This is a genomic window from Burkholderia sp. 22088, assembly GCF_052045915.1.
GTDB lineage: Bacteria > Pseudomonadota > Gammaproteobacteria > Burkholderiales > Burkholderiaceae > Burkholderia > Burkholderia cepacia.
The window spans coordinates 1-13564 of sequence record NZ_JBQEPY010000023.1 but is presented as its reverse complement, the minus strand read 5'-3'; the positions used below and the strand labels follow the sequence as shown (position 1 = coordinate 13564).

The following is a 13564-nucleotide window of genomic DNA, read 5'->3' as shown; positions in this document are numbered from 1 at the left end:
AATTGTCGCTCGCGCGCGTTTTCGCATTTTTTACCCACACTAAACATCGGCACAAACCCGCGCGGTCATGTAGAAGAGTTTTTTCTCCAGCTTGTTGCCACATCGTTAGCTCAAGTAATATCCGCGTACGCCGGCCCCTGGCGGGCCGGTTCCGACCTGGAGACCTGGAGGAAACATGGAATACAACCGTCTGTTGCACACCCTGCGTGTTACCGCCATTGCAGGCGTGGCAGCGGCATCGCTCGGCGTCGCGGGTTCTGCATTCGCACAGATTCCGAACAAAACGCTCGTCTACTGCTCAGAAGGCAGCCCGGCGGGTTTCGATTCCGCGCAATTTACGACCGGCGTCGATTTCACCGCCGCCACGTTCACCGTCTACAACCGCCTCGTCGAATTCGAGCGCGGCGGCACGAAGGTCGAGCCGGGCCTCGCCGAGAAATGGGACGTATCGCCCGACGGCAAGGTGTACACGTTCCACCTGCGCCACGGCGTGAAGTTCCACACGACCGACTTCTTCAAGCCGACGCGCGAATTCAACGCGGACGACGTGCTGTTCACGTTCCAGCGCATGCTCGACCCGAACCAGGCGTTCCGCAAGGCGTACCCGGTGTCGTTCCCGTACTTCACCGACATGGGCCTCGACAAGCTGATCACGAAGGTCGAGAAGGTCGATCCGTACACCGTGAAGTTCACGCTGGCCGAGCCGAATGCGCCGTTCATCCAGAACATGGCGATGGAATTCGCGTCGATCCTGTCGGCCGAATACGGCGACCAGCTGATGAAGGCCGGCAAGGCCGCCGACATCAACCAGAAGCCGGTCGGCACGGGCCCGTTCATCTTCCGCAGCTACACGAAGGATGCGACGATCCGGTTCGACGGCAATCCTGATTACTGGAAGAAGGGCGAAGTGAAGATCTCGAAGCTGATCTTCTCGATCACGCCCGACCCGGGCGTGCGCGTGCAGAAGATCAAGCGCAACGAATGCCAGGTGATGAGCTATCCGCGTCCGGCCGACATCGCGACGCTGAAGGCCGATTCGGGTGTCGACATGCCGTCGCAGGCAGGCTTCAACCTCGGCTACCTCGCGTACAACGTCGAGCACAAGCCGGTCGACAAGCTCGAGGTGCGTCAGGCGCTCGACATGGCGATCAACAAGAAGGCGATCCTCGAATCCGTCTACCAGGGTGCCGGTCAAGCGGCTTCCGCGCCGATGCCGCCGACCCAATGGTCGTACGACAAGAACCTGAAGATGGCCGCGTACGACACCGCGAAGGCGAAGGCGCTGCTGGCGAAGGCCGGTTATGCGAACGGCTTCGAGATCACGCTGTGGGCGATGCCCGTGCAGCGCGCGTACAACCCGAACGCCCGCCTGATGGCCGAGATGATCCAGGCCGACTGGGCGAAGATCGGCGTGAAGGCGAAGATCGTCACGTACGAGTGGGGCGAGTACATCAAGCGCGCGCACTCGGGCGAGCAGGACACGATGCTGATCGGCTGGACGGGCGATAACGGCGACCCGGACAACTGGCTCGGCACGCTGCTCGGCTGCGAAGCGATCAAGGGCAACAACTTCTCGCACTGGTGCTACAAGCCGTTCGACGAGCTGGTCCAGAAGGGCCGCACGACGACGGGCCAGGACGCGCGGACGAAGCTCTACACGCAGGCCCAGCAGATCTTCGCGCAACAGCTGCCGTTCTCGCCGATCGCGAACTCGACGGTCTACCAGCCGGTGCGCAAGAACGTGGTCGACATGCGTATCGAGCCGCTCGGCTACGCCCGTTTCGACGGTGTTGGCGTGAAGTAATACGCCTGTCGTAAGCTGTCGCGAAGACCGGCTAATTCATCCGGCGGCGGGAGGCCAAAAGCTTCCCGTCGCCGGTCGCACATTTCCCACAAGAAAATACGAGACGCATCATGTTCACATTCGTGTTGCGCCGCGTGGGGATGGTGATCCCGACCTTCATCGGCATCACCATCCTGGCGTTTGCGCTGATTCACCTGATACCGGGCGACCCCATCGAAGTGATGATGGGCGAGCGCGGCGTCGATCCCGCGATGCATGCGGAGGCGATGAAACGCCTCGGGCTCGACCAGCCGCTGCCCATGCAGTACCTCCACTACATCGGCCGGGCGCTGCATGGCGACCTCGGCACGTCGATCATCACCAACACGAGCGTCGCGGGCGAGTTCTTTGCGCGCTTCCCGGCGACCGTCGAACTGTCGCTGTGCGCGCTCGTGTTCGCGCTCGCGGTCGGCCTGCCGGCCGGCGTGATCGCCGCGCTGCGGCGCGGCTCGGTCGTCGATCACGGCGTGATGGGCACCGCGCTCACCGGCTACTCGATGCCGATCTTCTGGTGGGGGCTGATCCTCATCATGGTGTTTTCGTCATACCTCGGCTGGACGCCCGTGTCGGGGCGCATCGCCGTCGAATACGACTTCCCCCATCCGACGGGCTTCATGCTGATCGACGCGCTGCTCGCGCCGGACGAAGGCTCGTTCAAGTCGGCGGTCAGCCACCTGATCCTGCCCGCGATCGTGCTCGGCACGATCCCGCTCGCGGTGATCGCACGGATGACGCGCTCGTCGATGCTCGAAGTGCTGCGCGAGGACTACATCCGCACCGCACGCGCGAAGGGGCTGTCGCCCGCGCGCGTGGTCGTCGTGCATGCGCTGCGCAATGCGCTGATTCCGGTCGTCACCGTGATCGGCCTGCAGATCGGCACGCTGCTCGCGGGCGCCGTGCTGACCGAGACGCTCTTTTCGTGGCCCGGTGTCGGCAAGTGGCTGATCGATGCGATCGGCCGTCGCGACTATCCGGTCGTCCAGGGCGGCATCCTGCTGATCGCGACGCTCGTGATCGTCGTGAACCTGGTCGTCGACCTGCTGTACGGCGTGCTGAATCCGCGCATCCGCCACACGAGGTAATTCCATGAGCAATCTGCAAAACACCTTGCCGAGCGAATCCGCGCCGGCCGGCGGCCGTGCGCTCGCGCTGCGCGAGTTCTGGGCCAACTTCTCGCGCAACCGCGGCGCCGTCGGCGCCGGGATCGTCGTGATCGTGCTGATCCTGGTCGCGCTGCTCGCACCGGTGCTCGCGCCGCACAGCCCGGTCGAGCAATACCGCGACTACGTGAAGATTCCGCCCGCGTGGCTCGCGGGCGGCAACTGGCAATTCATCCTCGGCACCGACGAAGCGGGCCGCGACATCCTGTCGCGCCTGATGTTCGGCGCACGGATGTCGTTCTGGATCGGCTTCGTGTCGGTCGTGCTCGCGCTGATCCCCGGCATCGTGCTCGGGCTCGTCGCCGCGTTCTTCCAGAAGTGGGCCGACACGCCCGTGATGCGCATCATGGACGTGCTGCTCGCGCTGCCGTCGCTGCTGCTCGCGGTCGCGGTCGTCGCGATCATCGGCCCGGGTCTCACCAACACGATGTTCGCGATCGCGATCGTCGCGCTGCCGGCCTATGTGCGTCTCACGCGTGCGTCGGCGCTCGGCGAACTGCAGAAGGAGTACGTGACGGCGTCGCGTGTGGCCGGTGCCGGCACGCTGCGCCTGATGTTCTCGCAGGTGCTGCCGAACTGCACGGCGCCGCTGATCGTGCAGGCGACGCTCGGCTTCTCGTCGGCGATCCTCGACGCGGCCGCGCTCGGCTTCCTCGGCCTCGGCGTGCAGCCGCCGACCGCCGAGTGGGGCGCGATGCTCGCGTCCGCGCGCGACTACATCGACAACGCATGGTGGATCGTGACGATGCCCGGCCTGTCGATCCTGATTTCGGTGCTCGCGATCAACCTGCTCGGCGACGGGCTGCGCGACGCGCTCGATCCCAAACTGAAGCGGATGGCATGACATGAGCGAGAACCTACTGACCATCCGCAATCTCGCGGTGAACTTCAACGGCCTGCCCGCCGTCGACCGGATCAACCTGTCGATCGCGCCGGGCGAGGTGGTGGGCGTCGTCGGCGAATCGGGCTCGGGCAAGAGCGTGACGATGATGGCGCTGATGGGCCTGATCGACGCACCCGGCAAGGTGACGGCCGACGAGGTCACGTTCAACGGCGTGGACCTGCTGAAGGCATCGCCGAAAGCGCGCCGCAAGATCGTCGGCAAGGACATCGCGATGGTGTTCCAGGATGCGCTGACGAGCCTGAACCCGAGCTACACCGTCGGTTACCAGATCAAGGAAGTGCTGAAGCTGCACGAAGGGCTGCGCGGCGACGCGCTGCACCGGCGCGCGCTCGAACTGCTCGACCAGGTCGGCATTCCCGATGCGAAGAACCGCATCGCGTCGTTCCCGCACCAGATGTCGGGCGGGATGAACCAGCGCGTGATGATCGCGATGGCCGTCGCGTGCAACCCGAAGCTGCTGATCGCCGACGAGCCGACCACCGCGCTCGACGTGACGATCCAGGCGCAGATCATGGACCTGCTCGTGAAGCTGCAGAAGGAACGCGGGATGGCGCTCGTGCTGATCTCGCACGACCTGGCCGTGGTGTCGGAAGTCGCGCAGCGTGTCGCGGTGATGTATGCGGGCGAGGTCATCGAGACCAATCGCGTGCCCGACATCTTCCGCGCGCCGCACCATCCGTACACCGAAGCGCTGCTCGCCGCGATTCCCGAGCACAATAAGGGGGCGCGTCGCCTTGCCGCATTGCCGGGCATGGTGCCGGGCCGCGATGATCGCCCGTCCGGGTGCCTGTTCGCGCCGCGCTGCAAGTACGTCGTCGACGATTGCCGCAAGGCGCGGCCGGCGCTCGATACGCTGGTGCCGGCCAACGATGCGATGCGTGCGCGCTGCATCAAGCCGCTCAATGTTTCCAACCTCGACCTGACGGGAGGTGCACGATGAATGCAGTCAATCAGACGCGTGCCACGCCGCACGACGAGGAAGCCGTGCTGGTGGCCGACGGCCTCGCGAAACACTATTCGGTGAAACGCGGGATGTTCGGGCAGGGTACGGTGAAGGCGCTGAACGGCGTGTCGTTCTCGCTGAAGCGCGGCAAGACGCTCGCCGTCGTCGGCGAATCGGGCTGCGGAAAATCCACGCTCGCGCGCCAGCTCACGATGATCGAGACGCCCACCGCGGGCCACCTGACGATCGACGGCAAGGACGTCGCCGGCGCGAACCGCGAGACGGTCGCCGACCTGCGCCGCCGCGTGCAGATGGTGTTCCAGAACCCGTTCGCGTCGCTGAACCCGCGCAAGACCGTCGAGCAGACGCTCTCCGAGCCGCTCGAGATCAACGCGAACCTGACGGCCGCCGAGCGCGCGCAGCGCATCGCGCAGATCATGCGCACGGTCGGCCTGCGGCCCGAACACGCGAAGCGCTATCCGCACATGTTCTCGGGTGGCCAGCGCCAGCGTGTCGCGATCGCGCGCGCGATGATCCTCGATCCGCGCATCGTCGTCGCCGACGAGCCGGTGTCCGCGCTCGACGTGTCGATCCAGGCGCAGATCCTGAACCTGTTCATGGATCTGCAGGAGCAGTTCAAGACGAGCTACGTGTTCATCTCGCACAACCTGTCGGTGGTCGAGCACGTCGCGGACGACGTGATGGTGATGTACTTCGGCAGCGTCGCCGAGCTCGGCGACAAGGCGACGATCTACGCGCGGCCGCGCCATCCGTACACGCGCGCGCTGATGTCGGCGACGCCGGCGATCTTCGAGGAAGACCGCCGCGTGCAGATCAAGCTGCAGGGCGAACTGCCGTCGCCGCTCAATCCGCCGTCGGGCTGCGCGTTCCACCAGCGCTGCCCGTATGCGGTCGAGCGCTGCCGTGCGGAGGAGCCGCAGCTGCGCGAGGTCGACGGCCGGCGCGTGGCCTGCCATCGGGCCGAGGAGGTAGGGGAGGCGAATGCCTGAAGCGTTGGCGGCGCGCGCGTCCGGCGTGCGCCGTGCGGGGGCAGGCGGCGCGCGCGTGATGCGCGCGTACCGCTACGCGCGGCGCTGGGGCGTGCGTACCGTCACGGGCGCCGCGCTGGCCGGCGCGTGCGTGGCGGCCAGCCTCGTGGTTCCCGTCGAATCCGCGCGCGCCGAAGGGCGCGCGCCGGCCACCTCACCGATCCATCCGTCGCAAGTCCCGCCGCCCGGCATGAGCCTGCCGGGCTTTCACGCACCCGCCGTGTCGAACGGCACGGTCGCGAGCGGCGCGGTGCGCGTGCAGCCCGCGCGCATGCCGTTCTACGTCGCGACCAAGGGGCGTGTCACGCTCTACGTGCTCGGCACGCTGCACACGGGCGATCCGTCCGATTACCCGAGCGCGCAGCCGTTCCGGCCGCGCATCCTCGCGGCGCTCGCCGCGTCGCCGACGCTCGCGCTCGAGCTGTCGCCCGACGACCTGCTCGAATCCCAGGACGACGTGTCGAAGTACGGCGTATGCCGCTACCCGTGCCTGCAGCGCCTGCTGCCGGATCCGCTGTGGCAGCGGCTCGCGGCGCGCCTGCGCGGCAACCCGGCCGCGCTCGCCGAGATCCGCAAGATGCGGCCGTGGCTCGCGGCGCTCGTCGTCGAGACCTACGATTCGCTGTCGGCCGGCCTGCAGACCGAGTACGGCACCGAGGCGCAGTTGCAGAACGTGTTCCTGAAGAAGAAGGGCGGCCGCGTAATCGGGCTCGAGACGCTCGCCGAACAGATGCGCGCGTTCACCGGGCTGACGCTCGCCGAGCAGCGCGAGATGCTCGCGCAGGACATGGTGCAGACGCCCGCACAGAACGCCGACGACATCAAGGCGCTGCACCGACTGTGGCGAATTGGCGACGCCGATGCGATCTCGGCGTGGGCCGTCGCGAAGAGCGAACGGCTCGCGCGTTCGAAGGTGTTGTCGGCGTCGATCGACAACAAGATCGTGTACGAGCGCAACCGCCGCTTCGTTGCACGGATGACGGCAATCGCCGCACCGAACCGGCCGCTGTTCGTCGCGATCGGCGCGCTGCATCTGGGCGGTCCGCGCGGCGTGCTCGAATTGTTGCGCCAGCAAGGATACCGGGTCGACGCGAACTGATCGCGCCCGACGGCCCGCACCGATCTTCCCCTGTTTGATTGGCCTCGCGCACCCGCGGCGAAACGCGTGCGCGTGGGCGGCAATCGATAAGGAAAACCCTTGAATCGTCGGAAAATAGCGTTTAAAACGATTGACATCCCGTTCTGCCAATATCTATTCTTCACCCCACAAGTTGAAAAAATGAAAAGAATAGATAAGTTCTACGGGGTAGCAGAAATAAGCGCGGGGTTAGCGTTGCCGGCACGTGAAGCACGTGCCGGCCGCGGAGTGTCTGCATGCACGGCGGGGCCAATCATCGTCGTACAAAACATGCATGCAGGCCGACTTGCAGATAAAGCAACGTTCCGTCGTCTGACCGGGGAATGCAGTGATCGGGCGGCGGCGGACGTTTTTTAATCCGGAAGTTTTTTCCGGTCACCGTCGAAAGACGGTTTCGGGGGGCGAATCGACAGACGGCGAAGCCGCAGCGATTGCGCCAACGGAAAAGCGCCACGAGGGCGCTTTTTTCTTTTGTGCGACGGATCAGGCAGCCGGCCGGGTCACGTGCGTTCGTCGGCCTGCAGCATGCCGGGCGCGACGACGTCGACGCCCACCGCCTCGAGCGCGGCGCGAATCCGTTTCGCGAATACCAGCGCATGCGGCCCGTCGCCGTGCAGGCAGACGGTCTGCGCATTGAGCATTACCCACTCGCCGCCGATCGCGCGCACCTGACGGCTGCGCACCATGTCCAGCGTACGCGCGATCATCGTGTCTTCGTCGTCGATCAGCGCGCCGGGCTGGTTGCGCGGCACGAGCGAGCCGTCCGCGCGGTAGCCGCGATCGGCGAACACTTCCTCCACCGCGGCGAGCCCCGCGTGCCGCGCGGCCGCGACGAACACGCTGTTCGCGAGCCCGAAGACCGCGAGCGACGGATCGAAATCGCGGATCGCGGACACCACAGCATCGGCGATCATCGGGTCGCGTGCGGCCTGGTTGTACAGCGCGCCGTGCGGTTTCACGTGCGCGATGCGCCCGCCCTCGGCCTGCGCGATCGCCGACAGCGCGCCGAGCTGGTACAGCACGCCCGCGTAGATGTCGCCGGCCGGCAGCTGCATTTCCTTGCGGCCGAAATTCTCCGGATCGTGAAAGCTCGGATGCGCGCCGATCGCCACGCCTTTCTGCACGGCCCAGCGCACGCAGTCGCGCATCGCGTTCGCGCCGCCCGCATGCCACCCGCATGCGATGTTCGCGGACGTGACGAGGTCGAGCAGCGCCTCGTCCGAACCGCAGCCTTCGCCGAGATCGGCATTCAGATCGATTTCCATGGTGTTCCTCGTCCACTGATTGCGTGGCCCGTCCTTGCTGCTACTGCCTTCGGTACTGCTACCGCCATTGTCATGCCGCGCGCGACTGGGCGCGGCGGCGCGCTTCCTCGCGCATGTCGATCGCCACGTCGATCTGCCGCAGATAGGCACGTTCTGCGGCCAGGGCGGCGCGCGCGGCGTCGGGTGTCGTGCGCACGAAGCGGACCGGCAGGTTGAGCCGCGCCTGCGCGAGTTTCCACAGATCCGCACGGATCACCGTGCCGATCTTCGGGTAGCCGCCGGTGGTCTGCGCGTCGTGCATCAGCACGATCGGCTGGCCGTTTGGCGGCACCTGGATCGTGCCGGGCAGTACCGCATGCGACAGCAGCTCGGCCGGCCGCTCGCGCACGAGTTCGACGCCCGCAAGCCGATAGCCCATGCGGTTGCTGTTCGCCGTGACGAGCCATTCCTCGTCCCAGAACGCCTGCTGCGCATCGGCGGCGAACGACGCGTAGTCGGGGCCCGGCAGCACGCGCACGGGCATCGCCCACGGCGCATGCGCGGGGCGGTGGCGGCGCGGCGGCTCGTCGACGCGCGCGAACGCGCACCACGCCGGCGCCTTTACCCCGAATTCGGGCGCATCGGCCGCGAGGCAGCCCATTCCGGCCGGAAGCACGCCGACCGGGAGGCGATCGCCGTCGCGCAGCGCGCGGCCGCCGAGGCCGCCGAAGCGCGACGCGAGATCGGTGCTGCGCGAGCCGAGCATCGGCAGCACGTCGATGCCGCCGGCGATGCACAGGTAGCCGCGCATCCCGCGTTTCGCGGCCGGCAGCACGAGCGTCTGCCCGGCCTCGACCGGCAGGCTCCACCACGAATATACGCGCCGGCCGTCGAGCGTGGCGCCGAACTCGGTGCCGGTGATCGCGATGCGGGTCGCGCGCGTGAAGCGGAAGGCGGCCGGGCCGATCGTGATTTCGACGGCCGCCGCGTCGGGACGGTTGCCGACCAGCCGGTTGCCGACCTCGAGCGCGAGGCTGTCGAGCGCGCCGCCCTGCGCGACGCCGAGATGGCGCGTGCCGCGGCGGCCGAGATCCTGCACGGTGGACAGCGGGCCGGCCCGCACCACCTCGATGGTGCCCGGTGCGTTGCTCTGGGTCATCGCGCGTCGACTCCCGCAATGGTGAAGCGCACGCGGTCGCCGGGCAGCAGCAGCGTCGGCTGCGGCCGCGCCGGATCGAACAGCACGTGCGACGTGCGGCCGATCAGTTGCCAGCCGCCGGGAGACGTGGCCGGGTAGATGCCTGTCTGCGCGCCGCCGATGCCGACCGAGCCGGCCGGCACCTCGAGGCGCGGCGCCGCGCGGCGCGGCGTGTGCAGCGCGGCATCGAGCCCGCCGAGATACGCGAAGCCCGGCTGGAAGCCGACGAAGAATACGACGTAGGCACCGGCTGCGTGGCGCGCGACGACCTCGTCGGCCGACAGGCCGGTATGGGCGGCGACGGCCGCCAGGTCGGGGCCGGCGGCGCCGCCGTACTCGACCGGGATTTCGACCTCGCGACCGTCCGCATGCTCGACGTCGGCCGTCTCCCACGCGTCGCGCAGCGCCGGCGTGAGCGATTCGGCCGTCGTGGCGAGCGCGTCGAACACGATCGTCAGGTTGTTCATGCCGGGCACGACGTCGACCACGTCGGGCCACGCGCGCGCGACCTCGGCAACGGCCCAGACGCGGCGCTGGCAATCGAGCGTGGCGGGCGGCGGCACCTCGCAGACGAGGGCGGCATCGCCGAGCGGATAAATGCGGGGTTGCGTCATCGGACTGGCACGGTTCGGACGGCAATGTTAGCGCACATTGTCAATAAAATATCGACAACTTCCCAATAAGCGTTTTCGCCTAGCCCGGATGTCCGGGCTTCTGGCGTACACTCGGCACACCCTGTCATCCGGCTTGCTCCGTCTTTACATGAAGCGTCCTGCGACCAAGATCGTGTCATCCGAACACCTCGTTTCCGATTCGAGCGCGGAGCTGTCGGAGCTCGAATACGGGCTCATCATGGCAGGCAACGCGTTCAACCGGTGGATGGTGCGCTGCATGTCGGCGGCCGGCGCGAAGGACATGACGGCGGTCGAGGTGTCGCTGCTGCATCACGTCAGCCACCGTGAACGCAAGAAGAAGCTCGCCGACATCTGCTTCGTGCTCAATATCGAGGATACGCACGTCGCGACCTATGCGCTGAAAAAACTGATCGCCCGCGGCTATGTGAAGAGCGAGAAGAACGGCAAGGAAGTGTTCTTCTTCGCGACCGACGCGGGCCGCGACCTGTGCCTGAAGTACCGCGAGGTGCGCGAGCACTGCCTGATCGAGACGCTGAAGGACAGCGGGCTCACCAACGAGCAGATCGGCGACGCGGCGCAGTTGCTGCGCAACGCATCGGGGCTGTACGACACGGCCGCGCGCGCGGCGGCGTCGCTGTAAGCGGTTGGACCGGGGTCGGGCCGGGGTTGCGCCGGCGGTGGCGCGCGGCAATGCGCTGACGGTCGTGCGACGACGGACGCCGCGCCGCCCGCCGCATCATCCGGCGGCCGGGTAGAGCGCGCCGTCGGTCACGATCCAGCGCAGCGCGAGATCGTGCGCTTCGGCCGGCAGTGCGTCGACGCGGCACGCTTCATAGGCGATGCCGACCGTCACGGGCGGCTGGCTGCCCGGCCACGCGGCGAGCGTGCGGTCGTAATAGCCGCCGCCGTAGCCGAGCCGGTAGCGCTGCGGATCGAATCCCACACAGGGAATCAGCAACAGGTCGGGCACGACGACGATTCCCGACGCCGGTTCCGGAATCCGGTGATGGCCTTCGCGCATCGGCGTATGCGTGTCCCATGCATGGAACTCGAGCGGCGTGTGCCGCTCGCCGATCACGGGCAGCGCGGCGCGCCGGCCGGCACCGGCCGCGCACCAGGCGAGCACCGCATCGCGCGCATCGAATTCGCCCGGCAGCGGCCAGTAGAATCCGACCGTGCGCGGCGCGAGCCGCTCGAGCAGCGTGCGCAGCCGCGCGTCGAGCGCGGCGTTCGCGGCGGGTTGCGACGCGGCGTCGCGACGCGCGCCGGACAGCGTTTTGCGTAGCGCAACCTTCGGGTTCGGCACAGGGTTGCGTGCTATGCTTTCGCTCACTTCGTGCTCCATTCAAAACGATGTCGAACAGCCTTTTCCGAGTATATCGCGCGGTCGCGCTGACGCTTTCGGCCACCGCGCTCGTCGCGGGCACGGCCGCGTGCGCCGCACCGAACGACGATACGGTCTCCGGGGACGACCAGACCTTCGTGCAGCTTCGTGAAGCCGCGCGCCGCAACGACGCCGCGAAAGCCGCGCAGCTCGCGTCGATGATTCCGAACTATCCGGTACCGTCCTACGTCGAGTATTTCCAGATCAAGCCGCAGCTGTTCGATTCGACGGGCCGCGCGCGCGTGGATGCGCCGGACGCGCCCGTGCAGTCGTTCCTGCAGCGCTACGACGGCCAGGCGATCGCCGACCGCCTGCGCAACGACTACCTGCTCGTGCTCGGCGCGCGCCACGACTGGCGCAACTTCGACGATCAATACAAGCGCTTCGTGCTCGACGACGACACGCAGGTCAAGTGTTATGCGCTCGAATCGCGCGCGGCGCGCGGCGAGAACGTCGCCGATGCGGCACGCGCGCTGCTCGTCGAGCCGAAGAATTACGGCGACGCATGCGTCGACCTGATCACCGCGCTCACGGTCAACCAGCAGTTCACGAGCGACGACGTGTGGCAGCAGGCGCGCCTCGCGTACGAGCAGAACTACACGACGCTCGGCGGCAAGATCGTCGACGCGCTCGGCGCGCGTCCGGTCGGCTTCGACCAGGCGACGAGCGCGCCGCCGCTGTACCTCGCGCGCGGCGTCGGCCCCGACGCGACGTCGCACCAGCTCGCGCTGATCGCGCTCGGCCGCATGGCGCGCAACGATCCGGACGCGGCCGCCGGCATGCTCACGACGGTCGCGCCTTCGCTGACCAAACAGGAGCAGGCGATCGCGTGGGGTGCGATCGGCTACCAGGGTGCGATCAAGCGCTCGCCGCTCGCGTCGGTCTGGTACGCGAAATCCGCGAATGCGCCGCTGTCGAACCCAGGCTACGAATGGCGCACGCGCGCCGCGCTGCTCGCCGGCAACTGGCCGATGGTGCGCTGGTCGATCGAGCAGATGCCGCCGTCGCTGCGCGACGATCCGGCCTGGATCTACTGGCATGCGCGCGCGCTCAAGCAGAGCGGCGACACGCTGCAGGCGAACCAGGAATTCGAGCAGGTCGCCGGGCAGTACAACTTCTACGGGCAGCTCGCCGGGGAAGAGCTCGGCCAGCGCACGACGATCCCGCCGCGCACGAAGGTGAGCGACGCCGAGATCGACGCGATGGGCAAGATTCCGGGCTTCGCGCTCGCGCAGCGTTTCTACGCGCTGAACCTGCGCCTCGAGGGCAACCGCGAATGGAACTGGCCGCTGCGCGGGATGACCGATCGCCAGCTGCTCGCGGCCGCCGAGTACGGCAAGCGTGTCGACCTGCTCGACCGCACGGTCAACACGGCCGACCGCACGAAAGCCGAGCACGATTTCACGCTGCGCTACCCGTCGCCGTACCGCAACATCGTCGAGCGCTACGCGCAGTCGACGGGCCTCGACACCGAATGGGCGTACGGCCTGATCCGCCAGGAGTCGCGCTTCATCACGAGCGCGCGTTCGTCGGTAGGCGCGGGCGGCCTGATGCAGCTGATGCCGGCCACCGCGCAGATGGTCGCGAAGAAGCTCGGCCTCGGCACGATCTCGCGCACGCAGATGCACGACATCGATACCAACATCCAGCTCGGCACCTGGTATCTGGCGGACATCTACAACAACTTCGACAGCTCGCCGGTGCTCGCCACGGCCGGCTACAACGCGGGCCCGGGCCGGCCGCGCCAGTGGCGCCAGGTGTTGACGCAGCCGGTCGAAGGCGCGATCTTCGCAGAAACGATTCCGTTCAACGAGACGCGCGACTACGTGAAGAACGTGCTGTCGAACACCGTTTATTACGCGGCGCTCTTCGAGGGCAAACCACAGTCGTTGAAGAAACGCCTGGGCATGATCTCGCCCTGATCCGCACTCTTCACACTGCCGCGCGAGACGCGGCAGTGTTCAAGGGGCTGTTCACGCTAATAACGGGCTTGCGAACGTGCCTTCAAGCTCGGCGACAGCCTGTACGACGGCGTGCCGCTGACCGGCGCCGGCGTCGTGCAGCTC

General features: G+C 67.3%; 13 protein-coding genes. 9 read left to right on the top strand and 4 right to left on the bottom strand.

The features are described 5' to 3' along the window. Nucleotides 1-175: 175 nt before the first annotated feature. From ACTJLD_RS34790 to ACTJLD_RS34760, 7 genes are all read left to right on the top strand, one after another. Entirely contained in the window at nucleotides 176-1804 is a 1629-nt protein-coding gene (locus ACTJLD_RS34790) for an ABC transporter substrate-binding protein (protein WP_059700427.1), read from the top strand. A 110-nt stretch (nucleotides 1805-1914) separates the two neighbouring features. Further along, nucleotides 1915-2925 carry an ABC transporter permease subunit gene (locus tag ACTJLD_RS34785; protein ID WP_011353491.1) on the top strand — a complete coding sequence of 337 codons (1011 nt, stop codon included), beginning with the start codon at nucleotides 1915-1917 and terminating at the stop codon, nucleotides 2923-2925. A 4-nt stretch (nucleotides 2926-2929) separates the two neighbouring features. Next, nucleotides 2930-3847 carry an ABC transporter permease subunit gene (locus ACTJLD_RS34780; RefSeq protein ID WP_027788903.1) on the top strand — a complete coding sequence of 306 codons (918 nt, stop codon included), beginning with the start codon at nucleotides 2930-2932 and terminating at the stop codon, nucleotides 3845-3847. 1 nt (nucleotide 3848) lies between these two features. Continuing rightward, nucleotides 3849-4847: an ABC transporter ATP-binding protein gene (locus ACTJLD_RS34775; protein WP_021163769.1), complete on the top strand. Its 999-nt coding sequence runs from the start codon at nucleotides 3849-3851 to the stop codon at nucleotides 4845-4847. Then, on the top strand, nucleotides 4844-5860 hold the full coding sequence (locus ACTJLD_RS34770; RefSeq protein WP_021163770.1) for a peptide ABC transporter ATP-binding protein: 1017 nt from the start codon (nucleotides 4844-4846) through the stop codon (nucleotides 5858-5860). Before ACTJLD_RS34775 ends, ACTJLD_RS34770 begins: the two co-directional genes overlap by 4 nt. Then, nucleotides 5853-6998 carry a TraB/GumN family protein gene (locus tag ACTJLD_RS34765; protein ID WP_049096980.1) on the top strand — a complete coding sequence of 382 codons (1146 nt, stop codon included), beginning with the start codon at nucleotides 5853-5855 and terminating at the stop codon, nucleotides 6996-6998. The genes ACTJLD_RS34770 and ACTJLD_RS34765 overlap by 8 nt, the downstream gene beginning before the upstream one ends. Nucleotides 6999-7097: 99 nt before the next feature. Further along, the gene (locus tag ACTJLD_RS34760; protein WP_124534604.1) at nucleotides 7098-7394 is read left to right on the top strand and encodes a hypothetical protein; all 297 of its coding nucleotides are present in this window, start codon (nucleotides 7098-7100) and stop codon (nucleotides 7392-7394) included. Between the two features lie 143 nt (nucleotides 7395-7537). On the opposite strand, the gene pxpA is transcribed toward ACTJLD_RS34760, so the two are convergent. The 3 genes from pxpA to pxpB form a co-directional block, all read right to left on the bottom strand. Continuing rightward, the gene (gene pxpA, locus ACTJLD_RS34755; protein WP_027788905.1) at nucleotides 7538-8302 is read right to left on the bottom strand and encodes a 5-oxoprolinase subunit PxpA; all 765 of its coding nucleotides are present in this window, start codon (nucleotides 8300-8302) and stop codon (nucleotides 7538-7540) included. A gap of 70 nt (nucleotides 8303-8372) precedes the next feature. Beyond that, nucleotides 8373-9440, bottom strand: coding sequence for a biotin-dependent carboxyltransferase family protein (locus ACTJLD_RS34750; protein WP_027788906.1), 1068 nt, complete (start codon nucleotides 9438-9440; stop codon nucleotides 8373-8375). Next, nucleotides 9437-10093 (bottom strand): 5-oxoprolinase subunit PxpB, encoded by a 657-nt coding sequence (pxpB, locus tag ACTJLD_RS34745; RefSeq protein ID WP_059700422.1) that lies wholly within the window; start codon nucleotides 10091-10093, stop codon nucleotides 9437-9439. Before pxpB ends, ACTJLD_RS34750 begins: the two co-directional genes overlap by 4 nt. Before the next feature lie 148 nt (nucleotides 10094-10241). Between pxpB and ACTJLD_RS34740 the strand changes: the two genes are divergently transcribed. Continuing rightward, nucleotides 10242-10754: a winged helix DNA-binding protein gene (locus ACTJLD_RS34740; protein ID WP_027788908.1), complete on the top strand. Its 513-nt coding sequence runs from the start codon at nucleotides 10242-10244 to the stop codon at nucleotides 10752-10754. Between the two features lie 96 nt (nucleotides 10755-10850). Here the strand turns inward: ACTJLD_RS34740 and ACTJLD_RS34735 are convergent, their stop codons facing one another. Further along, nucleotides 10851-11459 carry a 5-formyltetrahydrofolate cyclo-ligase gene (locus tag ACTJLD_RS34735; protein WP_049096978.1) on the bottom strand — a complete coding sequence of 203 codons (609 nt, stop codon included), beginning with the start codon at nucleotides 11457-11459 and terminating at the stop codon, nucleotides 10851-10853. A gap of 8 nt (nucleotides 11460-11467) precedes the next feature. Here ACTJLD_RS34735 and ACTJLD_RS34730 point away from each other — a divergent pair, with 8 nt between their 5' ends. Beyond that, on the top strand, nucleotides 11468-13420 hold the full coding sequence (locus tag ACTJLD_RS34730) for a lytic transglycosylase domain-containing protein (protein ID WP_027788910.1): 1953 nt from the start codon (nucleotides 11468-11470) through the stop codon (nucleotides 13418-13420). Nucleotides 13421-13564 lie beyond the last annotated feature (144 nt).

Bases quoted from the DNA above. Each gene is read 5' to 3' on its own strand.
- ACTJLD_RS34765 (WP_049096980.1), top strand. From the start codon at position 5,853: ATGCCTGAAGCGTTGGCGGCGCGCGCGTCCGGCGTGCGCCGTGCGGGG.
- ACTJLD_RS34730 (WP_027788910.1), top strand. From the start codon at position 11,468: ATGTCGAACAGCCTTTTCCGAGTATATCGCGCGGTCGCGCTGACGCTT.
- ACTJLD_RS34790 (WP_059700427.1), top strand. From the start codon at position 176: ATGGAATACAACCGTCTGTTGCACACCCTGCGTGTTACCGCCATTGCA.
- ACTJLD_RS34740 (WP_027788908.1), top strand. From the start codon at position 10,242: ATGAAGCGTCCTGCGACCAAGATCGTGTCATCCGAACACCTCGTTTCC.
- ACTJLD_RS34785 (WP_011353491.1), top strand. From the start codon at position 1,915: ATGTTCACATTCGTGTTGCGCCGCGTGGGGATGGTGATCCCGACCTTC.
- pxpB (WP_059700422.1), bottom strand. From the start codon at position 10,093: ATGACGCAACCCCGCATTTATCCGCTCGGCGATGCCGCCCTCGTCTGC.
- ACTJLD_RS34780 (WP_027788903.1), top strand. From the start codon at position 2,930: ATGAGCAATCTGCAAAACACCTTGCCGAGCGAATCCGCGCCGGCCGGC.
- ACTJLD_RS34770 (WP_021163770.1), top strand. From the start codon at position 4,844: ATGAATGCAGTCAATCAGACGCGTGCCACGCCGCACGACGAGGAAGCC.
- pxpA (WP_027788905.1), bottom strand. From the start codon at position 8,302: ATGGAAATCGATCTGAATGCCGATCTCGGCGAAGGCTGCGGTTCGGAC.
- ACTJLD_RS34735 (WP_049096978.1), bottom strand. From the start codon at position 11,459: ATGGAGCACGAAGTGAGCGAAAGCATAGCACGCAACCCTGTGCCGAAC.
- ACTJLD_RS34775 (WP_021163769.1), top strand. From the start codon at position 3,849: ATGAGCGAGAACCTACTGACCATCCGCAATCTCGCGGTGAACTTCAAC.
- ACTJLD_RS34750 (WP_027788906.1), bottom strand. From the start codon at position 9,440: ATGACCCAGAGCAACGCACCGGGCACCATCGAGGTGGTGCGGGCCGGC.